Raw genomic sequence first — 23,893 nt, forward strand, 5'->3', positions numbered from 1 at the left:
CCTCGCCGATCCGGTCGAAGGCAGCAACGGTGCGCAGCATCATCAGGGTCTCCAGGCCGGTGCTATTAGTCGCGCCTCCCGGTGAACCGGTCAACCTTGCCGGTCAATACGGCCGATCTCGATCTCGGCCATCCGCATCACGTCGAACAGGATAAAGACCGACCATCCAATCAGCAGCAGCCCGTTGAGCGCGGTCATCGGCCCCAGCAGCCGCAAATGCAGCGGCGGCACCACGTCGCCGTAGCCGAGCGCTGCATAATTCTCGAACGCGATCTCGAACAGCGAAATCCCGGCCGGCACGGAAAAGCCGGCAAAATCATAAAGGCCGGCCCAGAGCAGGATTTCAAGCAGATGCGCCGCGCTGAGAACCGCCACGGTGACCAGAAGCAAGGCGATCAGCCGGGTTACGAAATGCAGTTCGTCGGTGGCGGCCGCGGTATGCCGGGTCCACACCATGATCAGCGCCGACATCACGGCATGAATCACGAAATTTACAAGACTGACCGCACCGCCGAGAGCAAGTTGGGAAATCATCGGACACATTCCTTGGATAGCTTCCGGCTGCGAATCCGGGAGGGGAGACCGTAAGAGACGTTGCCGCATCGGCTGCGGCGTGTCACATAAGCGAGGTTATGACAGTCTGGCTCGAAATCGCCATTGTCGTCGGGCTGATCCTGGTCAACGGGTTCTTCGCAATGGCGGAGCTTGCGATCGTCTCGTCGCGGCGCATCCGCCTGCAGCAGATGGCCGAGGCCGGCAGCCCGGGCGCGGCGCGCGCCCTTGCGCTGTCCGAAAACCCCGGGCGTTTCCTGTCCGGCGTACAGGTCGGCATCACCCTGATCGGCATCCTGTCGGGCGCCTTTGGCGGCGCCACGCTCGGCGCACGGCTGGGCGAGGTTCTCAATACGTATCCGATATTCGCGCCGCGCGGCAACGAGATCGCGTTCCTTCTCGTCGTAATCGCCATCACCGCGCTCTCCGTCATCATCGGCGAACTGGTGCCGAAGCGGATCGCGCTGACCCAGCCCGAACGCATCGCCGCCGCGGTCGCAGGTCCGCTGCAAATCGTCGTGCTGGTCGCACGGCCGCTGGTGTGGGTGCTGGAAAACGGCTCGTCGCTATTGCTCAGGCTGCTGCGCGTTCCCGACAAGCCGACCGGCACCGTCACCGAGGAGGAGGTCAAGATCGCGATTGCCGAAGGCACCGAGGCCGGCGTCATCGACGAGGTCGAGGAAGAGATGATCCACGGCGTGCTCGCCCTTGCGGATTCGTCCGTGGCCTCGATCATGGTGCCCCGTCCCGACGTTTACTGGATCGATCTGTCCGACGAACCCGGCATCATCGAGCGCGAAATCGCCGATTGCCCTTATTCGCGCATCGTGGTGGCGCGCGATGGCGATCTCGGGCGGCCGCTCGGGGTGGTGCAGAAGAAGGATCTGGTCGCGGACCTGATCGCCGGCCATGGCGTCAATGTCGAGGAGCGGATGATCGAGCCGGCCTTCGTGCCGGAGACCATGCCGGTGCTGCGGCTGCTCGAAACCTTCCGCACCGTGCCGGTGCATATCGCCTTCGTCGTCGACGAATACGGCGATTTCCTCGGCGTCGCCACGCTGACCGATGTGCTCGAAGGCATTGCCGGCGATCTTCGCGAGGAGCACGAGCAATTGCCGGAAAATATCGTGCAGCGCCCGGACGGCACCTGGCTGGTCGACGGACGGGTGCCGATCGCCGAGCTCGAGGAAAAGCTGAAGCTGCCAGAAGGCTCGGGCGAGTATCATACCGCCGCGGGCTTCGCGCTGGAAAAGCTCGCGCGTATTCCGGTCGAGTGCGAGACGTTCGAGATTCCCGGCTGGCGCGTCGAGATCATCGACATGGACGGCAAGCGCATCGACAAACTCCTGTTCACGCCGATTGATAAGGCGGCGGCCGAATGACCGGAACCGATTCTCATTCGATCCGTTGATTCGGGTCTTACTGCACGGAAGCGAGGCGATGGCGAGGACCGAAAAGCGCAGGTTGCGCTCGCAGCTCTGGTTCGACAATCCGGACAATCCCGGTATGACCGCGCTGTATCTCGAACGCTATCTGAATTACGGGCTGACGCTTCAGGAACTGACCGCCGGCAAGCCGATCGTCGGCATTGCGCAGACCGGCAACGATCTGTCGCCCTGCAACCGCCATCATCTCGAACTCGCCGCACGGGTGCGCGAAGGCATCCGCGACGCCGGCGGGATCGCATTCGAATTTCCGTGCCACCCGATCCAGGAGACCGGCAAACGGCCGACCGCGGCGCTCGACCGCAACCTGTCCTATCTCGGTCTCGTCGAAATCCTCTACGGTTATCCGCTCGACGGCGTGGTGCTGACGACGGGCTGCGACAAGACCACGCCGGCCGCCATCATGGCGGCAGCCACCGTCAACATTCCCGCCATCGTGCTGTCGGGCGGACCGATGCTGAACGGCTGGTGGAAGGGCAAGCGCTCGGGGTCCGGCACCGTGATCTGGCAGGCGCGCAAGGATCTTGCGGCAGAAAAGATCGACTATCGCGAATTCCTCGCCATCGTCGCGTCGTCGGCGCCATCCATCGGACATTGCAACACCATGGGCACCGCATCGACCATGAATGCGCTGGCCGAAGCGCTCGGCATGTCGCTGCCCGGCTGCGCCGCGATCCCCGCGCCGTATCGCGAACGCGCGCAGATCGCCTTCGAGACCGGACGGCGCGCCGTGGAGATGGTGTGGGACGATCTCAAGCCTTCCGACATCCTGACCAGACAAGCCTTTGAGAACGCCATCGTCGCCTGCTCGGCGATCGGCGGCTCGACCAACGCACCGATCCATATCAACGCCATCGCCCGCCATGCCGGCGTCACGCTGACCATCGAGGACTGGGAAAGGATCGGCTTCGACGTGCCGCTCCTGGTCGACATGCAGCCGGCCGGACAATATCTCGGCGAGGACTATTACCGGGCCGGCGGCCTTCCGGCGGTGTTGCATGAGCTGCTGCGCGCCGGACGCCTGCACAAGGACGCGCAGACCGTCAACGGCCGCAGCATCGGCGAGAATGTCAACGATACGAAAGCATCGGATCCGGACGTGATCCGTCCTTACGACCGCCCGCTGAAAGCGCAGGCCGGCTTTCGCGTGCTGCGCGGCAATCTGTTCTCGTCCGCGATCATGAAGACCAGTGTGATCTCCGAGGATTTCCGCAAGCGCTACCTCTCGAACCCCGATGATCCGGATGCGTTCGAGGGGCGCGCGGTGGTGTTCGAGGGACCGGAAGATTATCACGCACGTATCGACGATCCCGCGCTCCGGATCGACGAACACACTATCCTCGTCATGCGCGGTGTGGGCCCGATCGGCTATCCAGGATCGGCGGAGGTCGTGAACATGCAGCCGCCCGCCGCTCTGCTGCGGCAGGGCATCGAATCGCTGCCCTGCATCGGCGACGGCCGCCAGTCCGGCACGTCCGGGTCGCCGTCGATCCTGAACGCCTCGCCGGAAGCGGCGGCGGGCGGCGGACTGGCGTTGCTGCGCACGGGCGACCGGGTGCGGATCGACCTCGGCAAGGGCACCGCCGACATGCTGGTCCCCGAGGATGAATTGGTGCGCCGCCGCACGGCACTGGAGCAGAATGGCGGCTTCGCCATGCCCGAAAGCCAGACGCCGTGGCAGGAAATCTATCGAAGCACCGTGACGCAGATGGCGGACGGACAGATCATTCGCAACGCCGACCGCTACCGGCGCATCGCACAGACCGCGGTCCCCCGCGACAATCATTAGTTGCTGCATTTATAGACCGTGCTTTCGGTCCGGTCGGTTTCAGACTGCGAAAACGCTGCATGGTCCGTCAGCGTCGCATCCTGCCGATAATGTTTGACTTTCCCAGGCGTTGCGCCCGATGCTTGCGACACAAAAACAGACAAGCCGCGATACGCGGCCGGGGAGGAAAATCATGAATCTGAGAACGATAATTGGCTTATTGTCGGTCGCAGCGCTGGTTGCGACCACCGGCGTCGCGTCGGCGCAGGAAACGATCCGGCTGCGGATCGCCTCCGGCCATCCGCCGGTCAATACCTATGTCAATCTGATGCAGAATTTCTTCGTGCCGGAAGTCACCAAGCGCGTGGCGGCGCGCACCAAGCACAAGGTCGAGTTCGTCGAAGGCTATGGCGGCGCCATGGTGAAGGTGGCGGACACGCTGGAAGGCGTACAGTCCGGCATCATCGATATCGGCGGCTATTGCTTCTGCTTCGAACCGTCGAACCTGCCGCTGCATGCCTTCCAGGTGATGCTGCCGTTCGGCACCATGGACCCGGTGGCCAGCGTGAAGATCGCGCGCGAAGTCTACGATCAGGTGCCGTATCTCTCGAAAGTGTTCGAGGACAAGTTTCGGCAGAAGCTGATCGCCCTGATCGCCGACAACGGATACAATCTCGGCACAAATTTCGAATGGAACAATGTTTCCGACCTGAAGGGCCAGAAGCTCGCGGGCGCCGGCCTTAATCTGAAGTGGCTGGAATATGCCGGTGCGACGCCGGTGCAATCGTCCTTGCCCGAGGCCTACACCGCGATGCAGACCGGCGTCTATAACGGCTGGATCATGTTCCCGTCGGGCTGGGTGAATTTCAAACTGTTCGAAGTCGGCAAGTATTATACGGAGATCGGCTTCGGCGCGATCACCTGGCACGGCCTGACCATCAACAAGGCACGCTGGGACAGGCTGCCCAAGGACGTGCAGGACATCATCCTCGAGGTCGGCAAGGAATACGAGGCGATGACCGGCACCGTGAACCAGGCCAATTATCCGAAGCAGCTCGAAGACCTGAAGGCGAAGGGCACCGTGGTGCGCAAGCTGCCCGACAGCGTGCAGGCCGACTGGGCCAAGTCGCTTGCCGGCTGGCCGAAGGAAAAGGCCAAGGAACTCGACGCGCAAGGCCTCCCGGCAACGCAGGTGCTTGAAGCCACGCTCGCCGCGGCGGAGAAGCACGGTCACAAATGGCCGGTTCGTTACAGCGTAAAGTGATTTCTGCCGTCGTCATGCCCGGCTTTGCGCCGGGCATCCACGTCTTATCGATCCTGCAGGCAGCAGGACGTGGATGGCCGGGACAAGCCCGGCCATGACGCTTTCATGCTGACGTCGGCCCCGCGAGCAGTACATGCAAATTGAAAGCATCGTCACCCGCCTCGTCCATACCCTGCTCGCGGTCGCAGCCGCGATCATCTTTCTGCTCGGCTTCCTCGTCGTCGCCGACGTGATCGGCCGCGGCGCATTCAACGCGCCGGTCAAGGGCACGCCGGAAATCGTCTCGATGTCGATCGTGATCATCTGCTTCCTGCTCGCGGCCTATGCGGTGCAGAGCGGCGGCATGCTGCGCACCGATGTCGTCGTCTCGATGTTCGGCCGCAGGGGGCATGCCTTCGCCGATCTCGCCTCCGGACTGCTCGGCGCCGCTTTCTTCATCCTGATCGTTTGGGGCGGCTACGAACCTCTGCTGCATGCCTGGACCAGCAACGAGTTCGAGGGCGAAGGCGCATTGCGCGTGCCGGTCTGGCCAGCCCGTTTCGTGGTGATGGCAGGATCGGTCCTCGTGGTCGCGATCTATCTTGGCCAGGCGGCGCTCGCTGCCATCGCGCTTGCGCGTCCCGATCCGTCGTCGCCGCCGCCGTCACGCTCCGCACATTGACCGGGAATCGCGATGTTCGGCCACAGCGAAATGATCCTGGTTATTGTCGTGCTGCTGGCGCTGGTCTTTGCCGGCGTCCATATCGCCATCGCCCTCGGCGTGACCGCCGCAATCGGCATTTATCTGATGCTCGGCGATATCGACGTGGTGCGCACCTTCGTCGCCAATACCGCCTATGAGGCATTGCGCGATTACGTCTTCGCCGTCATTCCGCTGTTCATGCTGATGGGGGATTTTCTCGCCAAATGCGGCGCGGCGAGCGATCTCTATACGCTGGCCAATCGCTTCAGCCGCTGGCTGCCGGGCAGGCTTGCGGTAGCGACAATCATCTCCAACGCCATCTTTGCATTCGTCACCGGCGTCAGCATCGCGGCCGCCGCGGCCTTCTCGCGCATCGCCTATCCGGAAATGCGGCGCTTCGGCTATGACCGGTCGTTCTCACTCGGCTGCATCGCAGGCTCCTCCTGTCTCGGCATGCTGATCCCGCCGTCCGTGCTGATGATCGTCTGGGGCGTCCTGACCGAATTGTCGATCGGCAAACTGTTCCTGGCGGGCGTGTTGCCGGGGTTGCTGCTCGCCACCGCGTTCTGCGCTTATGTGGTGGTTGCGGCGATGCTCAATCCGGCGCTGGTCGGCGGCGCCGGCGGACGTGTCCAGGCTGCGCCGCTCGGCGCAGCGGTCGCCACACGGCATCTGCCGGACACGGACGAGCCGCCGCTCGGCCCACTGATCGTCAGCACCGCTCTGGTGCTCACGCTGATCGCCGGCGTCCTCGGATCGATCTGGCTCGGCCTTTGCACCCCGACCGAAGGCGCAGGCGTCGGCGCGGTCGGCGCGCTCGTCCTGGCGCTGATCAAGGGCATCACCCTGCGCGAAATCTGGCAGGTGGTGCTGAATGTTGGGCGCACCTCCGGTCCGCTTCTGCTGCTGTTGTTCTGCGCGCAGCTTTATTCCCGCGTGCTTTCCATGACCGGCTTCACCGAGACCGCGAAAAATTTCCTGCTCGGCACCGGCCTCGAGGCCACCGGCATTCTCGTCGTGATGCTGCTGATCTGGTTCGTGCTCGGCTGCCTGATCGATTCGATCTCGATCATCCTGCTCACCGTGCCGATCTTCGCCCCGATCGCGGCGACGCTCGGCATCGATCCGCTCGCTTTCGCCATCATCGGCATTCTGGCGATCGAAACCGGCTTGCTGACGCCGCCCTTCGGCATTCTGGTCTTCACGGTGAAGGCGGCGGTGCCGGAGCCAAATGTGCCGCTCGCGGAAATTTTCCGCGGCGCGATCCCGTATTGGTTCATTCTGTTCGGGGTTATCCTCCTCCTGGTGCTGTTTCCGCAGATCGCGACCTTTTTGCCGAGCCTGTAGCCAACGGCACGCCAAGGTTTTTTTTCGCTGCCGGCTGCGGCTTCTCGCAGGTGCGAGAAGCGCCGGCCGCCAGGCGTCGCCAAATTGCCAGCGATGCGTCTGAGGAGTAACCCGCCTGCAGCCTTTGCAGTTTCCCCATAACCTTGCCTGTCCGACAATTCAATTCCAACAAGAATTCGGACCAAGCTCATGACATCGATCGCCGACAAGCGCCGCACCTTCCGTTCGCTGCACGAGAGCGGCTGCTTCGTCATTCCCAATCCATGGGATGTCGGCTCGGCGCGCTATCTCCAGCATCTCGGCTTCAAGGCGCTGGCAACGACAAGTCTCGGCTATGCCTATGCTGCCGGCTATGCCGACGGCGCCGTGCCGCGCGACCAGATGCTCGCGCATATCGCCGAACTGGTGGAGAGCTGCGACGTGCCGCTCAATGCGGATTTCGAGGGCGGCTATGCCGACGCGCCGGAAGGCGTTGCGGAGAGCGTGTCGCTATGCGTGAAGACCGGCGTCGCCGGTTTGTCGATCGAGGATTCCACCGGTGACAAGGCCGACCCGCTTTATCCGTTCGATCTCGCGCTTGCCCGCATCAAGGCGGCGCGCGCGGCGATCGACAAGTCCGGCGAGGACGTAATGCTGACCGCGCGGACCGAAGGCTTCATCCGCGGCCGTCCCGACATGGAGGAGACCGTGCGGCGGCTGAAGGCGTTCGCCAACGCCGGTGCCGATTGCCTCTATGCGCCGGGCGTTCGAACACGGGACGAGATTGCGGCTGTCGTCGAAGCGGTCGCGCCGAAGCCGGTCAATATCCTGATCGGATGGCCAAGCGACCTGACCGTGCGCGACATCGCGGCGCTCGGCACGCGCCGCATCAGCGTCGGCGGATCGCTGGCCCGCGCCGCCTGGGGCGGCTTCATCCGCGCCGCCCGCCAGCTTGCCGATGGCGGCTGCTTCGGCGGCTTTGCCGATGCAGCACCGGCGGCGGATCTGAACGCCTTCTTCCGCGACGACCGCGCCAGACGAGCGCTTGCGTGACCGGCAGTCTGATTTTCAAGGGCGCACGTATCCCGGAGCCGGTCGCGCTCGCAGGCAATTATGGCCGGATCGAGAAGCTCGACCCGGACCGGCACGGTGCGACCCTGTGGGACGCTTTCCGCGACACGCCTGCGATCTGGGACTATATGCCCTATGGCCCGTTCCCGGATGCGGAAGCGTTCCGGACCTGGATCGCCGGGCGCGCGACGCTTGCCGACCCCTATGTTTACACAATCGTCGATCCGGATGGCCGCGCGCTTGGGATTGCGGCGCTGATGGCGATCCGTCCGGATATGGGCGTGATCGAGATCGGCCATATCGCCTATGCGCCGGCCTTGCAGCGCACACGTCTCGGCACCGAGGCGCAATATCTGCTCGCGCGCTATGCCTTTGAGATATTGGGCTATCGCCGTTATGAATGGAAATGCAACGCGCTCAATTCGGCGTCCCGGCAGGCGGCTTTGCGCTACGGATTCAGCTTCGAGGGAATCTTGCGCCAGCACATGATCGTCAAGGGCAAGAACCGCGATACGGCATGGTATTCGATCCTCGATTGCGAATGGCCGTCTCGCAAGGCGGCGTTCGAACGATGGCTCGCGCCCGGCAATTTCGACGCCGATGGGCGGCAGAAATCGAGCCTCGCCGCATTGATGTCAGAAGGTGAATAGAGTCAGAGGGTGAATAGGGGCATGGCCGATCGCCTGAAGAACAAGGTTGCCGTCGTCACCGCCGCCGGTCAGGGCATCGGCCGCGCCATTGCGGAGCGCTTCGCTGCCGAAGGCGCGCAGGTGATTGCGACCGATCTCGACGCCGACAAGCTTTCGGGCCTTGCCGCAGCGAAAGCGCTACCGCTCGACGTGCGCTCGCGCGAGGCCGTCGACGCCCTGGCGCAAGCGGTGGATCGGGATTTCGGCGGCGCCGATATTCTGATGAATTGCGCGGGCTTCGTTCATCACGGCACGGTGCTCGAGTGCAGCGACGACGAATGGGATTTTTCCTTCGACCTCAACGTCAAGTCGATGCATCGCACGATCCGCGCCTTTCTGCCGGCGATGCTGAAAAAGCAGCGCGGCTCGATCGTCAATATCTCGTCAGTGGCCTCGTCGGTCACGGGCCTGCCGAACCGCTACGTCTACGGTGCCTCCAAGGCCGCGGTAATCGGTCTGACCAAGGCGGTCGCCATCGACTTCATCCGGCACGGCATTCGCTGCAACGCGATCTGTCCGGGCACGATCGAATCACCCTCGCTCGACGAACGGATCGCGGCGCAGGCAGCGCGGAGCGGACAGTCGCTGGATGCGGTCCGCCAAGGCTTTGTCGACCGCCAACCGATGGGCCGGCTCGGCACCGCGCAGGAAGTCGCCGCGCTTGCGCTGTTCCTTGCGTCCGACGAGTCGCATTACATCACTGGCCAGCCGCATCTGGCCGACGGCGGCCTTGCGCTGTAAGGTCCGGATCGCTCCGGAGGCGTTCATGCGTTTGATTTCGGCTGCCATCATTCTTGCGCTCGCGCCCGGCCTCGCGCTCGCCGCCAATTGCAAACGCGCCGGCAACGCCGTGACCTGCGACGACGGCCGCACCGGCGTGTTCACGGGCGATGCCATCATCTGGCCGGACGGCACCCGCTCCTCCGCCGCCCGGCATCCGAGCGTCAATATCGGTCACAAGGATTCCGTGCGCGTCGGCCCCGGCGTGTTGGTCGGATCGCCTTCGGGGCGCGGCTCGGTGCCGCTCGACGATCCCAATGCGCCGCACAAGCGCGATTGCGCAGTGCTCGACGGCGTTTCCTATTGCCACTGACGGACTGAAAGCATGCATATCCTCATCACCGGCGCGGCCGGCATGATCGGCCGCAAGCTGCTCGAACGGCTCGCACGTGACGGCGGCCTGAACGGCAAGGCCATCGACACCCTGACGCTGACCGATATCGTGCCGCCGCAGGCGCCAAACGGTCTCGCGACGCAGGTCATAACAACAACCGCCGATCTTGCCGCACCCGGCGTCGCCGAGCATCTCGTGAAGGACCGGCCCGGTGTCATCTTTCATCTCGCGGCGATACCGTCCGGCGGTTCAGAAACCGATTTCGAGGCCGGCTATCGCGCCAATCTCGACGGCACCCGCAATCTCCTTGAAGCCATCCGCAAGACCTCCGACGGCTACAGGCCGAAGGTGATCTACACCTCCTCCATCGCGGTCTACGGCGCGCCGTTCCCGCATTCGATTCCCGACGACTTCATTCTGACACCGCTGACCAGTTATGGCGCGCACAAGGTGATCTGCGAAACGCTGCTCGCCGATTACAACCGGCGCGGCTTTCTCGAAGGCGTAGGCGTGCGGCTCTGCGGCATCACGGTGCGGCCGGGCAAGCCGAACCTCGCGGCCTCCGGCTTTTACTCCGGCATTATCCGCGAGCCGCTGGCGGGTCTCGAGGCAACCCTGCCGGTCTCCGAGGACGTGACCAACACCCATGCCTCGCCGCGCGCCGCGGCCGGGTTTCTGGTGCATGCGGCGTCGCTGACGCCGGAGCAACTCGGCCACCGCATCAACATGACCATGCCGGGCGTCTGCTGCACGGTCGGCGAGCAGCTTGCCGCGTTGCGCCGGGTTGCGGGCGACCGGGTGGCGGATCGCGTCAAGCGCAAGCCCGATCCCTTTATCGAGAAAATCGTGGCAGGCTGGCCCAGCCGGTTCGATTGCACGAGAGCCCGCGAACTTGGTTTTACCGCCGAATCCTCCTTCGACGAAATCATCCGGGTGCATATCGAGGACGATCTCGGCGGCGATTTCGTGCATTAGTCTAGCGGCAAAGCTGCCATCCGGCCCCGAACTTGCATCGCCGGTCCGATCGCCTACATTGCGGCCGAGCGACCCGCCCCCGAGGCCCTTCCATGAATTACGTCGATGCGGCCCTTGCGCCGATGCGCAAGACCGGACAGATCAAATTGCACAAGGCCGAGGCCTTTGCCGGCATGCGCAAGGCCGGACAGCTCGTCGCGCAATGCCTCGACATGCTGGTTCCCGAGGTGCGTCCCGGTGTGCCGACCGAGCGGATCGACCGGCTGGTGCATGACTTCGCGATGGATCATGGGGCATTGCCCGCGACCCTGATGTATCGCGGCTACCGCAAATCGACCTGCACCTCGATCAATCACGTCGTCTGCCACGGCATCCCCAACGACAAGCCGATGAAGGAAGGCGACATCGTCAATATCGACGTAACGCTGATCCTGGACGGCTGGCACGGCGATTCCAGCCGCATGTACCCGATCGGCGAGATTCCGCGCCGCGCCGAGCGGCTGATCGATGTGACCTTCGAGGCGATGATGCGCGGCATTGCCGCGATCCGGCCGGGCGGCACCACCGGCGATATCGGCGCCGCGATCCAGTCCTTCGTCGAGGCCCAGCACATGAGCGTGGTGCGCGACTTCTGCGGCCACGGTCTCGGCCGGCTGTTCCACGACGAGCCGAATATCGTCCATGTCGGCCGGGCCGGCGAAGGCACGGTGCTGCGGCCCGGCATGTTCTTCACCGTCGAGCCGATGATCAATCTCGGACGTCCGCATGTGAAGGTGCTGTCGGACGGCTGGACCGCCGTGACGCGCGACAGATCGCTGTCGGCGCAGTTCGAGCACACGATCGGCGTGACCGATAGCGGCGCCGAAATCTTCACCCTGTCCCCCAAGGGCCTCGACAAGCCGCCTTATATGGCCAAGGTCTGACCAGGACATCGGGAGCGCGCGGCGATTCAGCCGTTGCAAATGACCGCGATCACGTCATGCTTGCGGCGGAGCGGGACGGATGCGGCAGGCGGGAAAGCAGAGCGATCAGAACAAGTCGCGCGAGGGCCTGCAAGACGCCACGCCGCATTACCATGGGCATCGTGAGCGGCTGCGGGCGCGCTTTCGCGAGGCCGGCCCGGAGGCCTTGGCCGATTACGAGCTGCTGGAACTGGTGCTGTTCCGCGCCATCCCGCAGCGGGACGTGAAGCCGCTTGCCAAGAAGCTGATCGAGACATTCGGATCCTTTGCCGAGACCATCGCAGCGCCCGAGATGCGGCTGAAGGAGATCAAGGGACTGGGCGAGGCCGCCATCACCGAGATCAAGGTCGTGCAGGCGGCGGCGGGCCGCCTGGTGCGCGGCCAGGTCAAGGCGCGCACCGTACTGTCGTCGTGGTCCGCCGTGCTCGACTATTGCCGCACGGTGATGGCCTTTGCCGACAAGGAGCAGTTCCGCATCCTGTTTCTCGACAAGCGCAACCAGCTGATCGCCGACGAGGTGCAGCAAACCGGCACCGTCGACCATACCCCGGTCTATCCGCGCGAAGTGGTCAAGCGCGCGCTGGAATTGTCGGCGACCGCCATCATCCTGGTCCACAATCATCCGTCGGGCGATCCGACCCCCTCCCGCGCGGACATCCAGATGACGCAGTCGATCGTGGAGGTGGCCAAACCGCTCGGCATTTCGGTGCACGACCATATCATCGTCGGCAAGGACGGCCACGCGAGCCTGAAGGGACTGCGGCTGATCTGAACGAGGGCGCCATTGCCGCGCTGCGCCGAATTATACGGGCACGGCCCGCCGCGCCGCGCTTATTTCTTTTGCAGCACGATCTGATCGCCGCCTTCCGGCACGCGCCACCATTTCTTCGGCTCGCGCTCCTCGAAGCGCCAGACCTGTCCGGTGGGCGCCGCCAGCACCAGTTCGCCCTTGTCGAGCCGCCAGACAGTCGGATTGAGCCGCGTCATCGCCGGATCGCAGGGCTGGCGGAATGTCAGGCGATATTCGTCGTAGCCCTTGGTGGCCGTGTTGGTGAAGGTGAGATCGCAGACCGGCTTCTCGGCCTTGACCATCGACCATTCGCCGGCGAGATCCTCCACCGAGCGCTTCGGCGCAAATACGGCCGCCGAGGCCGCGGTCTGCAGAAAGTAAAGCCCCTCGCCCTTGCGTTCGCCCTCGAACATCCCGACTTCGACTTCGGTCAGTTCGAACACAGCGCGGCCGCGGGCATCGACCAGCGTCAGTGTCTGGTTGGCCAGCGTCCAGCCTTCCACCTCTTTCAGCGGCGGGACTTTTTCGCGGCAGGCGTCGTCGAACTCAAGCTGTGAGCCTTTCCCGGCGGGCTCGGATTTGAATGTGAGATTGCAAATCTGGTCGCGCTCGGAATTGGACAATTCCCAGACGCCGGTCATGCCTTTTTCGGCCGCCGCCTGCTCCGCCGGTTCGGGCGGCTGCGCCAGCGCCGGGCTCGCCAGACCAAGCAGCATCAGCCCGAAAAGAAAGCGCCGCATCTTCGCTCGCCCCATCGCCAAGGCACGCTTTCTAGCACAGCCCTTGCGGCAAAATCACGCCGGCTTCGGCGGATAGGGCGTTTCCGGAACCGGCGTCAGCGGACCCTTGCCGGCGAACCAGGATTTCAGGTTGTCGACCACGAGCTGGTCCATGGCCCTGCGGGTCGCCACCGAGGCCGAGCCGAGATGCGGAAACAGCACGATGTGCTCCATCTCGATCAGCTCCTGCGGCACCTGCGGTTCGTTGACGAACACATCGAGCCCGGCCGACATGATGGTGCGATCCTTCAGCGCCTTGATCAGCGCCTCCTCGTCCACCACCGAGCCGCGGGCCATGTTGATGAGAATGCCGTTCGGACCGAGCGCCTTCAGCACGTCGGCGTCGATCAGGTTCTTCGTCGCCGCCCCTCCCGGTACGATCACCATCAGGGTGTCGACGTCGCGCGCCATGTCGAGCAGCTTCGGGTAATATTTGTACGTCACGCCGGGCTGCGGATTGCGCGAGTGGTAAACCACCGGCACGCCAAACGCTTCAAGCCTTCGCGCGATCGCCTTGCCGATGCGTCCCATCCCCACCATGCCCACGGTGCGGTCGCGCAGTGTCGCAGGCGTCAGCCGGTAGGCGCCCTGCGGCCACTTGCCGGCGCGCAGATGGCGTTCGGCCTGCGGGAGTTCGCGCACCGTACAAAGCAAGAGACCGAGCGCGGTGTCGGCAACTTCCTCGTTCAGCACATCGGGCGTATTGGTGACGACGATGCCGTGCTCGCCTGCCCATTTGGCATCGACATGATCGTAGCCAACGCCGAAGCTCGATACGATTTCGAGCTTCGGAAAGCGCGACATGAAGGCGCCGTCGATCTTGTTGGCGGTATAGGCGATGGCGATGCCGCGGATGCGCGGCGCGATCTCCGCGATGAAGGCGTCCGGGTCCTCGGCTTCGGCAAGCTTGTGGACGGTCGAGAACGGCTCGATGCCGCCGAGGATCACCGGCTTGGGCTGCCCAATCAGCAATATCTCTGGCCTGTCCGCCGCCATCCCGCTCTCCGTCGCATTGATGTCCATTAAGAAAATGCGGCCGGTTTCGGCCGCAATTCATCTATACCAGCGGAAACCATTCCGCCAAGCTGACAGTCCCAATCGGCCACCGACCGCTTCGACCCCATGAAAATCCACACTGTCCAGACGATCCGCAAGATCGTCCTTTATATCGTGGTCGCACTCGGCGTCTTTGTGTTCGCCGTTACCGCATCGGTGTATCCGAGCGGCAGGACCGTCCACGAAATGATTGAATGGCTCGGGATCGTGCTGATCGTCGCCTGCATCCTCGGCCGAACCTGGGCCTCGCTCTATATCGGCGGCCGCAAGATCGAGGAATTCGTCCAGACCGGTCCCTACTCGGTCATGCGTAATCCGCTGTATTTTTTCTCCTTTCTCGGCGCCGCGGGCGTGGGCATGCAGGTGGGCAGCATCGCGCTCGGCCTGATCTGCGCCGGGCTTGCGTGGCTCGTGTTCCATGTCGTGGTGCTGCAGGAGGAGCAGGTTCTTGCCGGCCGCTATGGGGCATCGTATCGGGATTATCTTGCGCGCGTGCCGCGCTTTCTGCCCAAGCCTTCGCTGTGGCACGACGAACCCACGCTGACCATCCGACCGCCGCGCGTCCTGATGACGTTTGCCGACGCGCTGGTGTTCCTGCTCGCGGTCCCGCTTGCCGAATTGTTCGAACACCTGCAGGACACCGGCCTGATCCCGGTGCTGCTGCGGCTGCCCTGACCATCAATTGCGCGTCACAATGGCCGCAGCCGCGCCCACCATCGCAACGCCTGCGGTACGGTTGACGGTCTGCAGCGCGCGCGGCGAGCTGAACAGGCGGCGGGCCTGCGCCGCGAGAATGACGTAACCGGTCAGGACGATGCTGACCACCACCGCCACGATCGCTGCGAGTTCGGCCATGTCGAGCATCGTGAGCCGCGTGAGATCGATCACCGTCGGCATCAGCGCCAGATAGAACAGCATGATTTTCGGATTGCCGAGCGACAGAAGAAGCGCCGCGCCGAAAAGCTGCAGTCCCTGCCCCCGCACGGGCTCGGCTTGCACGGGTGCGCCGGACTCGCGCCACAGCTTCCAGGCGAGGAATAGAAGATAGGCCGCGCCGGCATATTTTACGATCTGGAACACCGGCTGGAACAGCGCCGCCAGTGCTGCAAGCCCGAACATGGCGCAGGACAACCAGATCAGATCGCCGACCACGAGACCGGCGCAGAAGGCCGCGATCCCGCCGGTGCCGCGCGCCATGATGCGGGCGACCAGCGCCGCGATCGCAGGACCGGGCGAAATCACCGCGACCAGCAACACAACCGCGAAGGTGAGGAAGGCGATCTGTTCCACGGCATCACACCCGCGTCATGCGATCAAACCAGCATGGCCACGGGCTGTTCGAGATAGCCCTTGAGCGCAGCGAGCAATTGCGCGCCCAGCGCCCCGTCGATGACGCGATGATCGCAGGACAGCGTCACGGTCATCTGGGTCTCGAAGCGCACGCCGCCATCGTCCGTCTCGACCGGCCGCCGCTGCGCCGCGCCGACCGCGAGAATGCTCGATTGCGGCGGGTTGATGATCGCCGAGAAGTCGCGCACGCCGTACATGCCGAGATTGGAAACGGCGCTGACGCCGCCCTGGTATTCCTCAGGTCTAAGCTTCTTGTCGCGGGCGCGCGCGGCAAGCTCGCGCATCTCGTTGGAAATGGCGCTGAGCGATTTCGTATCCGCGGCCCGGATCACCGGGGTGATCAGCCCGCCGTCCAGCGCCACCGCAACGCCGATATCGGCGCGACCGAAGCGCAGGATGCGGTCCTGTGCAAAGATTGCATTCGCCGCGGGCACCCGCTTGAGCGCCAGCGCCAGCGCCTTGATCACGAAATCGTTGACCGAGAGCTTGTAGCCGCCCTCGCCGGCCGGCGCGGCCTCATTGGCCGCGCTGCGCACCGCCATCAGGGCATCGAGCGAAATATCGGCGGTGAGATAGAAATGCGGGACGGTCTGCTTGGCTTGCGTCAGCCGCGCGGCAATGGTTGCGCGCATGCCGTCGAGCGGCGCTTCCTGCAACGGGATGTCACGGTACAGCGCCAGAATGTCGGCGGCGGACGGACCTTTGGCCAGCGCAGGAGCGCCTGCGGGCGCTTGCGCGATGCTCGCCTCCACGTCGCGCGCAACGATCCGGCCATGCGGACCCGTGCCCTTGATCCGCGACAGGTCGATGCCGTTCTCGCCGGCGAGCCTGCGCGCCAGCGGCGTCACCGTGGTGCCGCCCGCGATCCGCGCCGGGCCGAAATTGCGCTCGGGGGTGCGGACCTCGCGGAAGGGGTCCAGTTTAATCGGCGCAGCGGCGCGCGATGCGCTCTCGGTACGCTCGTCCCCGCGAAAGCGAGGATCTCGCTCTTGGCTCTGGACCTCCGCCTTCGCGGGGGTGAGCGGAGGAGAGGCTGGCGCGGGCTCTGACTCTCGGACTTGCGGGGCGGATGCTTGCGGCTTCTCACCCTCGCCGAGAATCACCGCCACCACCGCGCCGACCTTTGCGACTTCGCCGACCTGAAAATTGATCGCCGACAGCGTGCCGCCGAACGTCGCCGGCACTTCCATTGAGGTCTTGTCGGTCTCGATCTCGAACAGGTTATCGCCCGGCGCGACAACATCGCCCGCATTCTTGAACCACTTGACGATCTTGCCCTCGGCGACGGTCTCGCCAAGCTGCGGCATCAGTACGTCCATTTTCAACTCTTGCCTTGTTCTAGTCTGGCTTCAATCAGCGCCCAAGGAATAACCTTCCTAATTGCCGCGCACTGCGACCCCATATTGCTTCCAGCTCTCAGCGCTGCACGTTGCGCCATTCTAACAATGTTTTTTGGGACGCCAGATGCTTCACCTAACCACAAGACCATCGGAGAACAGTTGATATGGTTATAAACGAACTGAGCCGAACGATCCGAATTCTTCCGACCATAATTGCCGGGCCGATCGTAGTCGCGCAGCCACCCAAGCCAATGCTCTTTCTGTGAACTGTACCAAGCCCTTTCTAAGGTACGCATATTTCGAGCAATCAATAGGCGCTCTAGTTCTGTCGTTAAAGGCGGCTTCGCACGAAAGTCCTTTATCCTGCGAGCAAGTCCCTTCGGCGTCATACGGTTTCGAGCCTCACCAGTTCACCGACACATATTGGGTTTCGAGAAATTCCATCAGCCCCTCATGCGCGCCCTCCCGCCCGATGCCGGACTGCTTCATGCCGCCGAACGGCGCCGCCGATTCAGTCCGATCATGCCGAAATCGAGCTTCTCCGACACCCGCATGCCGCGGCCGAGATCCTTCGTATAGAGATAGGCGACAAGACCATACTCGGTATCGTTGGCCCGCTTGATCGCCTCGTCTTCGGTCTTGAAGGTCTGGATCGAGGCGACCGGCCCAAAGATTTCCTCGCTCAGCATCTTCGCCGAGTCGGGGACATTGGTGAGCACAGTGGCCGGATAGAAAAAGCCCGGCCCGTCCGGCATCTTGCCGCCGGTCAAGACCTTGGCGCCCTTCGACACCGCGTCGTCGACCAGCTCGATCACCTTGTCGCGGCCTTCCTTGTTGACCAGGGGACCGAGATTGATGTCCTCGTCGAGGCCGTTGCCCATCTTCAAGGCTTCCATCTTGCCGGTGAGTTTCTTCGCAAACTCATCATGCACGCTCTCGTGCACGTAGAAGCGGTTCGCCGCCGTGCAGGCCTCGCCCATGTTGCGCATCTTGGCGATCATCGCGCCTTCGATCGCCGCATCGATATCGGCATCCTCGAACACCAGGAACGGGGCGTTGCCGCCAAGCTCCATCGCCGGCTTGATGATGTTGTCCGCAGCCTCGCGCAGCAGCACGCGGCCGACTTCGGTCGAGCCGGTGAAGGAGACCACACGCACGCGCGGATCGTGCAGCATCGCGCTCACCACCTTGCCCGACGAGCGCGACGGGATCACGTTGACCACGCCGGCCGGCACGCCGGCCTCCTCCAGGATCGGCATCAGCGCCAGCATGGTGAGCGGCGTGTCGGAGGCAGGCTTCAGCACCACCGGACATCCGGCGGCGAGCGCGGGTCCGATCTTGCGGGTTGCCATTGCCGCCGGGAAATTCCACGGCGTCACCAGAACGGCGATGCCGGCTGGCTTGTGCTGCACCAGGATGCGCGCCCCCGAAGCCGGCGCAATCGAGAGCGAACCGAGATTGCGCACCGCTTCCTCCGCATTCCAGCGGAAGAATTCGGCGGCATAAGCGACCTCGGCGCGGGAATCCGGCAGCGCCTTGCCGTTCTCGACGGTGATCAGCTTCGCCAGCCGCTCCGCATCGCGCATGATCAGTTCGAACGCCTTGCGCAGGATTTCGCCACGTTCCCTTGGCTTCTTCGCCGCCCAGCCGGGGAATGCGGCCTCTGCCGCATCGAGTGCGGCAATCGCATCGTCCACGGTGGCACTTGCGACCGACGCGACTGTCCGTTCGGTCGCCGGGTCGATCACGTCGAAGCGCTGCCCATCGGAGGCCTTGCGCCATTTGCCGCCGATCCAAAGATCGGTCGGAACATTGGCGAGCAGATTTTCGTACATGGAGACTTCCCTGGCGTTCCCTGAAAATTGCTATTTGTTGTGTGTTTCCGGTCCCGGTACCCACAGCACGTCGAGAGGAAAGGTATGCGCTTCAAACGGTTGAGCGGTGACCGGGTCGTCGTCCTTGAACGTCGCCGCCAGCAGCCATTTGCCATCGGTCAGCGCCAGCACTTCCAGTGTCTTCGCAATCGGATCGACGTACCAGCAGAAGCCGACGCCGGCCGCAGCATAGACGGCGAGCTTATCGGTGCGGTCGATCTGCTGCGTCGAAGGCGAGAGAACCTCGCACAGCCAGTCCGGTGGCGTTTCGATGAAAGCCGTTTCCGGAAACGGTGTCAGCCGCTCGCGCCGCCAACCGCCGATGTCAGGCACGACGACGTCAGGCCCGAGATGCAATTCCGGTTCGACGATAAATATCCAGCCGCCGGGGCCACCACGGCCACGCCCAAACGGAAGTGCGAGTTCAGCTTGTAACTCACCCGCCGCAACGCCATGCCGCGGCGTCGGCCGCGGATGCGCATGCAGCACGCCGAAAATGATCTCGCCGACCATATTCGGCGGCAGCGCCTCGATATCGGCGTAGGTCGCTTCGCGTGCCTTTGGCTGCCGCATTGCGGACCTAACTCCCCAAACTCCGCCGCACCGTGTCCGCGATGCGATCCACCGTCGGCAGCACCGCGTCCTCCAGCAAGTCCGCGGAGGGCAGCGGAATATGCGGGGTGGTAATCCGCACCGGCGGACCGTCGAGATCGTAGAACGCCTCGTCGGCGACGATCGACACGATTTCCGCGCCCCAGCCGCACAGCCGCGGATTTTCTTCCACGGTGAACAGCCGATGGGTGCGCCCGACCGATCCGAGTATGGTCTGGGTGTCGAGCGGCACCAGCGAACGCACGTCGACCACTTCGCAATCGATGCCGTGTTCCGCCCTGAGCCGGTCGGCGGCTTCGATCGCCCGCGGCACCATCAGCGCCAGCGCGAGGATGGTCGCATCCTTGCCGGGCCGCACGATTTTCGCGGTGCCGAGGGTGTCAACGATCTCGCCGTCCGGCACTTCGCCCTTCATCGGATAGAGCGACTTGTGCTCGAAGAAGATCACCGGATCCGGATCGCGCACGGCCGCTGCAAGGAGGCCGATGACATCGCGCGGGGTCGACGGCGCAACCACCTTCAGCCCCGGAATCATCATGCACCAGTTCTCGACGCTCTGCGAATGCTGCGCGCCGAACCGCGATCCCGCACCGTTGCCGGTGCGAACGACCAAGGGGCATTTCACCTGCCCGTTGGTCATGTAGCGGCTCTTGGGAAATTCGTTCGCGATATAGTCGAAGCAGACCGCGATGAAGTCCGAAAACATGATCTCGGCGATCGGCTTCAAGCCGGTCATCGCCGCGCCCATGGCGGCGCCGAGGATCGCCTGTTCGGAGATCGGCGTGTCGCGCACCCGAAGCGGGCCGAACTGCTCGTAGAGGCCGACCGTCGCCTTGAACACGCCGCCCGCTTTCGCCACGTCCTCGCCGAGAAACACCACATCCGGATCGCGCGCCATTTCCTGCGCAATGCCGCGCGCGACCGCGTCGCGATAAGTCAATTCGGCCATCTCAGTTTCTCCAGGCAAAGCCGCCGTCGGCATAGACATCGGTATGGATGATGTCGTGCGGCGGCGGCGGCGCGGCCTTGCATTTCTCCGTTGCCTCGTCGACTTCCTTCAGGATGCCGTCCTCGATGCCCTTCATCACCTCGGGATCGATGCCGAATTCCAGGAGCCGTTCGCGATAGATCTTGAGCGGATCGCGCTCCTTCCACTTTTCCAGTTCGCCTTCGGGACGGTATTTCGCCGGATCGGCGCGCGAATGGCCGCTATGTCGGTACGTCAGACACTCGATCAGCGACGGCCCCTCGCCTTTGCGGGCCTTCGCATAGGCCGCCATCGCGGTGCGATAGACTTCGTCGGCGTCGTTGCCGTCGACGATGATGCGCGGCAGGCCATAAGCCGCGGCGCGGTCGGCCGCGGGATGCGGCACCGCCGTCACGTCGCCGATCGGCGTATATTCCATGTAGAGATTGTTTTCGCAGACGAAGATCACCGGCAGCTTCCATACCACCGCAAAGTTCAGCGCCTCGTGGAAGGCGCCGATATTGGTGGTGCCGTCGCCGAAGAAGCAGACGGAAACGTCGTCGTGACCCTTGTATTGCGCGCGCCAGGCGGCGCCGCAGGCGATCGGCAAATGGGCGCCGATGATCGCATAGGATCCCATCACGCCGTGCTCGACCGAGGTCAGATGCATCGACCCGCCCTTGCCGCGCATCAGGCCGTTATCGCGGCCCATCAATTCGCCGAGCACCTGTTCCACCGGCACGCCGCGTGCCAGCGTGTGGGCATGGCCGCGATAGGTGCAGAACGACAGGTCTCCCGGTTTCATGGCGGCAGCGAAGCCGGCCGCGACCGCCTCCTGGCCGAGCGAGAGATGGCTCGTGCCCTTGACCAGGTTCTGCAGGAACAGGTCGAAGGCGCGCTGCTCGGCCTGCCGCAGCAGCACCTGCAGACGGTACATTTCAAGCCTCTTGTCCTCGCCAATATCGTCGTTCAGGCCGGGTTTCGCCTTGTTTGCTTTATCCAGCATCGCTGTCTCTGGCTCGCTTCCTCGTTATCGGCGCCTGCGGATTGGACGCCCGCCGTCACGTCTGACGCGCTCTGGCGCGGCGGACCATAGCAGGGCGCTGGCCTCCGGAAAAATGTCAAATATGCGGGCCCGGAATGCCGCGCGGCTCATTCGCACGTTGCGCGTGCGGCCTTCAACCTCCGGCATGCCGGCACAGCCTGCGCGTTTTGACGTGGCACGGGCCGCTGGAGGGGCGAAGCTCCGCATCCCTTCACCATGTCGAAAACGGCCGCGGCCCGCGTCAGAAAGGCCAGACCCAGATCAGCATCGGGATCGCGACAACAATGACGATCACCTCCAGCGGCAGCCCGAGCCGCCAGTAATCGCCAAATCGGAAGCCGCCCGGTCCCAGAATCAGCGTGTTGTTCTGATGTCCGATCGGGGTCAGGAACGCGCATGAGGCCCCGACCGCGACCGCCATCAGGAACGGATCGGAACTGACACCGAGACTGGCCGCGGTACCGATTGCGATCGGACACATCACCGCCGCGGTCGCGGCGTTATTCATGAAATCCGACAGCGTCATGGTGACGATCAGGATGATTGCGAGCGCAAGAACATGATGCTCGCGGGCGACCACCTCCAGCAGGAAGCGGGCGATCAGATCGGCCGCACCCGTGGTGGCCATCGCGCCAGCCACGGGGATCAGGGCGGCGACCAGAACGATCACCGGCCAGTCGATTGCATCGTAGACCGCGCGGACCGGAACGACCCGCAGCGCCATTGCCGCCAGAACCCCGGCTACGAAGGAGACCGCCGCCGGCAGCAGGCCGAAGGCCGCGCCGCCCACGGCAACGGCCATAATCGCTGTCGCGATCACGGCCTGCCGCTTGTCCGGCAGCCGCAGGGTCCGCTCGGCGAGCGGCACGCAGCCGAACTGGCCGGCAAATTCCGAAATCGCCTCCGGCCGGCCCTGCATCAGCAGCACGTCGCCGGCGGCGAGCGGCAAGGTGCGCAGCCGCGAGATCGAGCGCCGCCCCTGACGTGAGACTGCGAGCAGATTGACGTTGAACCGGCTGCGCAGGCGGATGCCGGTCGCCGACCGGCCGACCAGCGGCGAGTCGGGCAGAACGGCAAGCTCGGCCAGCACCATGTCTTCGGAGGTCTCAGCGCCCGAGGATTGCTCGTCCTCGCTTGCGGCAGGATCGTGGGCAGCGCGCGCCGCTGGCGCGTCGCCATTTTTCGGCCTGCCTTCCGTCTGTTCCGGCTCGTCGTCGCGTGCCGCTTCCTCCAGTTTCAGGTCCAGGGCCGACAGCGCCGACGTCAGCGCCTTCGGATCGGCCTCGATAATGAGAATGTCCCCGGCGCGCAGCCGGCTCCATGGCTCCAGTGCCGGCAGACGCATCTCGTTGCGGATCACGCCCACGATCTGCGCCTCGGCCTCGTCGAGCGCCTCCTCGAGCTTGCGCATGGTCATGCCGACGGCTTTGGCGTTTTCCGGAATGCGCGCCTCGGTCAAATAGGCTCCGGTGTCGAATTCCTCGGTGCCGGCGCGTTCGCGTGCCGGCACCAGCCGCCAGCCGATCAGGATGATGAAGGCAATGCCAAAGATCGCCACCGCGGCGCCGACGGGGGTGAAATCGAACATGGCAAAGCTGGTGGCGCCGTTGCCGACGCGAAAGCCGGACACGATCAGGTTCGGCGGCGTGCCGATCAGCGTCGTCATGCCGCCGAGGATCGAGCCGAAGGCAATCGGCATCAGGAGCCGGCCGGGCGGCAATTCAAGCCGGCTCGCGATCTGGACCGCGATCGGCATCAAGAGCGCCAGAGCGCCGACATTGTTCATGAAGGCGGACAGGACCGCAGCCATCGTCGTCAACGCAGCGATGGTCGCGACCGGACCCGAGGTCTGCGGCAGGACAAAGCGGGTGAAGGCATCGACCGCGCCGGAATTCTGCAGGCCGCGGCTCAGGACCAGGATCGCCGCCACGGTAATGACAGCCGGATGACCGAAGCCGGAAAATGCATCGTTGGTCGGGACGAGCCCGGCAGCCACACAGGCCAGCAGCGAGCCGACCGCCACCATATCGTGGCGCCACCGGCCCCACAGGAAGCCCGCGATGGTGACGGCGAGTATCAGGAGAAGCAGGATCTGCTCGGTCGTCATTCCATCACCCCAGCGGGCACAAACGGTATTCGCGGGCAAATGTTCCTGGCCGGGTGAAAGATCATGTCATCCGGCGGATTTGAATAGATTTTGCAGCAACAGATGCGTCGGCCAGTAGACCGCGA

General features: G+C 64.2%; 22 protein-coding genes and 1 pseudogene. 13 read left to right on the forward strand and 10 right to left on the reverse strand.

Features of this window, described 5'->3' with window-relative positions; genetic code table 11:
• Window positions 1-90 precede the first annotated feature (90 nt).
• Window positions 91-534 (reverse strand): two pore domain potassium channel family protein, encoded by a 444-nt coding sequence (locus tag ACK41X_RS14540; protein ID WP_409724533.1) that lies wholly within the window; start codon window positions 532-534, stop codon window positions 91-93.
• Between the two features lie 98 nt (window positions 535-632).
• On the opposite strand from ACK41X_RS14540, the gene ACK41X_RS14545 reads away from it, so the two are divergent.
• From ACK41X_RS14545 to radC, 12 genes are all read left to right on the forward strand, one after another.
• Window positions 633-1,934 carry a hemolysin family protein gene (locus ACK41X_RS14545; RefSeq protein WP_409724536.1) on the forward strand — a complete coding sequence of 434 codons (1,302 nt, stop codon included), beginning with the start codon at window positions 633-635 and terminating at the stop codon, window positions 1,932-1,934.
• Between the two features lie 58 nt (window positions 1,935-1,992).
• Window positions 1,993-3,786, forward strand: coding sequence for an IlvD/Edd family dehydratase (locus ACK41X_RS14550; RefSeq protein WP_409724539.1), 1,794 nt, complete (start codon window positions 1,993-1,995; stop codon window positions 3,784-3,786).
• A 172-nt stretch (window positions 3,787-3,958) separates the two neighbouring features.
• Window positions 3,959-5,029, forward strand: a complete 1,071-nt coding sequence (locus ACK41X_RS14555) for a C4-dicarboxylate TRAP transporter substrate-binding protein (protein WP_409724542.1) — start codon at window positions 3,959-3,961, stop codon at window positions 5,027-5,029.
• A 133-nt stretch (window positions 5,030-5,162) separates the two neighbouring features.
• Window positions 5,163-5,690 (forward strand): TRAP transporter small permease subunit, encoded by a 528-nt coding sequence (locus tag ACK41X_RS14560; protein ID WP_409724545.1) that lies wholly within the window; start codon window positions 5,163-5,165, stop codon window positions 5,688-5,690.
• A 12-nt stretch (window positions 5,691-5,702) separates the two neighbouring features.
• Complete coding sequence (locus tag ACK41X_RS14565; protein ID WP_409724548.1) at window positions 5,703-7,058, forward strand: TRAP transporter large permease; 1,356 nt, start codon at window positions 5,703-5,705, stop codon at window positions 7,056-7,058.
• 189 nt (window positions 7,059-7,247) lie between these two features.
• Complete coding sequence (locus ACK41X_RS14570; RefSeq protein ID WP_409724551.1) at window positions 7,248-8,090, forward strand: oxaloacetate decarboxylase; 843 nt, start codon at window positions 7,248-7,250, stop codon at window positions 8,088-8,090.
• Window positions 8,087-8,758, forward strand: coding sequence for a GNAT family N-acetyltransferase (locus ACK41X_RS14575; RefSeq protein WP_409724554.1), 672 nt, complete (start codon window positions 8,087-8,089; stop codon window positions 8,756-8,758). Before ACK41X_RS14570 ends, ACK41X_RS14575 begins: the two co-directional genes overlap by 4 nt.
• 21 nt (window positions 8,759-8,779) lie before the next feature.
• A complete protein-coding gene (locus ACK41X_RS14580; protein ID WP_409724557.1) occupies window positions 8,780-9,538 on the forward strand; it encodes an SDR family oxidoreductase in 759 nt (252 codons plus the stop codon).
• Window positions 9,539-9,563: 25 nt separating this feature from the next.
• On the forward strand, window positions 9,564-9,890 hold the full coding sequence (locus tag ACK41X_RS14585; RefSeq protein WP_409724560.1) for a hypothetical protein: 327 nt from the start codon (window positions 9,564-9,566) through the stop codon (window positions 9,888-9,890).
• A gap of 12 nt (window positions 9,891-9,902) precedes the next feature.
• Window positions 9,903-10,886, forward strand: a complete 984-nt coding sequence (gene denD / locus ACK41X_RS14590) for a D-erythronate dehydrogenase (protein WP_409724562.1) — start codon at window positions 9,903-9,905, stop codon at window positions 10,884-10,886.
• Between the two features lie 92 nt (window positions 10,887-10,978).
• Window positions 10,979-11,809: a type I methionyl aminopeptidase gene (gene map / locus ACK41X_RS14595; protein ID WP_409724565.1), complete on the forward strand. Its 831-nt coding sequence runs from the start codon at window positions 10,979-10,981 to the stop codon at window positions 11,807-11,809.
• A gap of 79 nt (window positions 11,810-11,888) precedes the next feature.
• Window positions 11,889-12,620, forward strand: coding sequence for a RadC family protein (gene radC / locus ACK41X_RS14600; protein WP_409724567.1), 732 nt, complete (start codon window positions 11,889-11,891; stop codon window positions 12,618-12,620).
• A 59-nt stretch (window positions 12,621-12,679) separates the two neighbouring features.
• Here the strand turns inward: radC and ACK41X_RS14605 are convergent, their stop codons facing one another.
• A complete protein-coding gene (locus ACK41X_RS14605) occupies window positions 12,680-13,378 on the reverse strand; it encodes an AprI/Inh family metalloprotease inhibitor (protein WP_409724569.1) in 699 nt (232 codons plus the stop codon).
• A 54-nt stretch (window positions 13,379-13,432) separates the two neighbouring features.
• Window positions 13,433-14,413: a 2-hydroxyacid dehydrogenase gene (locus ACK41X_RS14610; protein WP_409724572.1), complete on the reverse strand. Its 981-nt coding sequence runs from the start codon at window positions 14,411-14,413 to the stop codon at window positions 13,433-13,435.
• Between the two features lie 126 nt (window positions 14,414-14,539).
• Here ACK41X_RS14610 and ACK41X_RS14615 point away from each other — a divergent pair, with 126 nt between their 5' ends.
• Window positions 14,540-15,148, forward strand: coding sequence for a methyltransferase family protein (locus ACK41X_RS14615; RefSeq protein ID WP_409724574.1), 609 nt, complete (start codon window positions 14,540-14,542; stop codon window positions 15,146-15,148).
• Window positions 15,149-15,151: 3 nt separating this feature from the next.
• On the opposite strand, the gene ACK41X_RS14620 is transcribed toward ACK41X_RS14615, so the two are convergent.
• The 7 genes and pseudogenes from ACK41X_RS14620 to ACK41X_RS14650 form a co-directional block, all read right to left on the reverse strand.
• Window positions 15,152-15,763, reverse strand: coding sequence for a LysE family translocator (locus tag ACK41X_RS14620; RefSeq protein WP_409724577.1), 612 nt, complete (start codon window positions 15,761-15,763; stop codon window positions 15,152-15,154).
• A 23-nt stretch (window positions 15,764-15,786) separates the two neighbouring features.
• Window positions 15,787-17,148 (reverse strand): dihydrolipoamide acetyltransferase family protein, encoded by a 1,362-nt coding sequence (locus ACK41X_RS14625; RefSeq protein WP_409724579.1) that lies wholly within the window; start codon window positions 17,146-17,148, stop codon window positions 15,787-15,789.
• Between the two features lie 417 nt (window positions 17,149-17,565).
• Window positions 17,566-18,998, reverse strand: a pseudogene (locus ACK41X_RS14630) (NAD-dependent succinate-semialdehyde dehydrogenase).
• 30 nt (window positions 18,999-19,028) lie between these two features.
• Entirely contained in the window at window positions 19,029-19,610 is a 582-nt protein-coding gene (locus ACK41X_RS14635; RefSeq protein ID WP_409724582.1) for a Uma2 family endonuclease, read from the reverse strand.
• A 7-nt stretch (window positions 19,611-19,617) separates the two neighbouring features.
• Window positions 19,618-20,598: an alpha-ketoacid dehydrogenase subunit beta gene (locus ACK41X_RS14640; protein WP_409724585.1), complete on the reverse strand. Its 981-nt coding sequence runs from the start codon at window positions 20,596-20,598 to the stop codon at window positions 19,618-19,620.
• Between the two features lies 1 nt (window position 20,599).
• Window positions 20,600-21,622 (reverse strand): thiamine pyrophosphate-dependent dehydrogenase E1 component subunit alpha, encoded by a 1,023-nt coding sequence (locus ACK41X_RS14645; RefSeq protein WP_409724588.1) that lies wholly within the window; start codon window positions 21,620-21,622, stop codon window positions 20,600-20,602.
• A gap of 280 nt (window positions 21,623-21,902) precedes the next feature.
• The gene (locus ACK41X_RS14650) at window positions 21,903-23,768 is read right to left on the reverse strand and encodes an SLC13 family permease (protein ID WP_409724591.1); all 1,866 of its coding nucleotides are present in this window, start codon (window positions 23,766-23,768) and stop codon (window positions 21,903-21,905) included.
• Window positions 23,769-23,893 lie beyond the last annotated feature (125 nt).

The sequence above is a fragment of the Pseudorhodoplanes sp. genome, assembly GCF_046289595.1.
In the GTDB taxonomy this organism is placed as follows: Bacteria; Pseudomonadota; Alphaproteobacteria; order Rhizobiales; family Xanthobacteraceae; genus Pseudorhodoplanes.

Excerpts from the sequence above, each read along its gene's own strand:
- ACK41X_RS14540 (WP_409724533.1), bottom strand. The coding sequence starts at position 534 with ATGATTTCCCAACTTGCTCTCGGCGGTGCGGTCAGTCTTGTAAATTTC.
- ACK41X_RS14545 (WP_409724536.1), top strand. The coding sequence starts at position 633 with ATGACAGTCTGGCTCGAAATCGCCATTGTCGTCGGGCTGATCCTGGTC.
- ACK41X_RS14550 (WP_409724539.1), top strand. The coding sequence starts at position 1,993 with ATGGCGAGGACCGAAAAGCGCAGGTTGCGCTCGCAGCTCTGGTTCGAC.
- ACK41X_RS14555 (WP_409724542.1), top strand. The coding sequence starts at position 3,959 with ATGAATCTGAGAACGATAATTGGCTTATTGTCGGTCGCAGCGCTGGTT.
- ACK41X_RS14560 (WP_409724545.1), top strand. The coding sequence starts at position 5,163 with ATGCAAATTGAAAGCATCGTCACCCGCCTCGTCCATACCCTGCTCGCG.
- ACK41X_RS14565 (WP_409724548.1), top strand. The coding sequence starts at position 5,703 with ATGTTCGGCCACAGCGAAATGATCCTGGTTATTGTCGTGCTGCTGGCG.
- ACK41X_RS14570 (WP_409724551.1), top strand. The coding sequence starts at position 7,248 with ATGACATCGATCGCCGACAAGCGCCGCACCTTCCGTTCGCTGCACGAG.
- ACK41X_RS14580 (WP_409724557.1), top strand. The coding sequence starts at position 8,780 with ATGGCCGATCGCCTGAAGAACAAGGTTGCCGTCGTCACCGCCGCCGGT.
- ACK41X_RS14585 (WP_409724560.1), top strand. The coding sequence starts at position 9,564 with ATGCGTTTGATTTCGGCTGCCATCATTCTTGCGCTCGCGCCCGGCCTC.
- denD (WP_409724562.1), top strand. The coding sequence starts at position 9,903 with ATGCATATCCTCATCACCGGCGCGGCCGGCATGATCGGCCGCAAGCTG.
- map (WP_409724565.1), top strand. The coding sequence starts at position 10,979 with ATGAATTACGTCGATGCGGCCCTTGCGCCGATGCGCAAGACCGGACAG.
- radC (WP_409724567.1), top strand. The coding sequence starts at position 11,889 with ATGCGGCAGGCGGGAAAGCAGAGCGATCAGAACAAGTCGCGCGAGGGC.
- ACK41X_RS14605 (WP_409724569.1), bottom strand. The coding sequence starts at position 13,378 with ATGCGGCGCTTTCTTTTCGGGCTGATGCTGCTTGGTCTGGCGAGCCCG.
- ACK41X_RS14610 (WP_409724572.1), bottom strand. The coding sequence starts at position 14,413 with ATGGCGGCGGACAGGCCAGAGATATTGCTGATTGGGCAGCCCAAGCCG.
- ACK41X_RS14615 (WP_409724574.1), top strand. The coding sequence starts at position 14,540 with ATGAAAATCCACACTGTCCAGACGATCCGCAAGATCGTCCTTTATATC.
- ACK41X_RS14635 (WP_409724582.1), bottom strand. The coding sequence starts at position 19,610 with ATGCGGCAGCCAAAGGCACGCGAAGCGACCTACGCCGATATCGAGGCG.
- ACK41X_RS14640 (WP_409724585.1), bottom strand. The coding sequence starts at position 20,598 with ATGGCCGAATTGACTTATCGCGACGCGGTCGCGCGCGGCATTGCGCAG.
- ACK41X_RS14645 (WP_409724588.1), bottom strand. The coding sequence starts at position 21,622 with ATGCTGGATAAAGCAAACAAGGCGAAACCCGGCCTGAACGACGATATT.
- ACK41X_RS14650 (WP_409724591.1), bottom strand. The coding sequence starts at position 23,768 with ATGACGACCGAGCAGATCCTGCTTCTCCTGATACTCGCCGTCACCATC.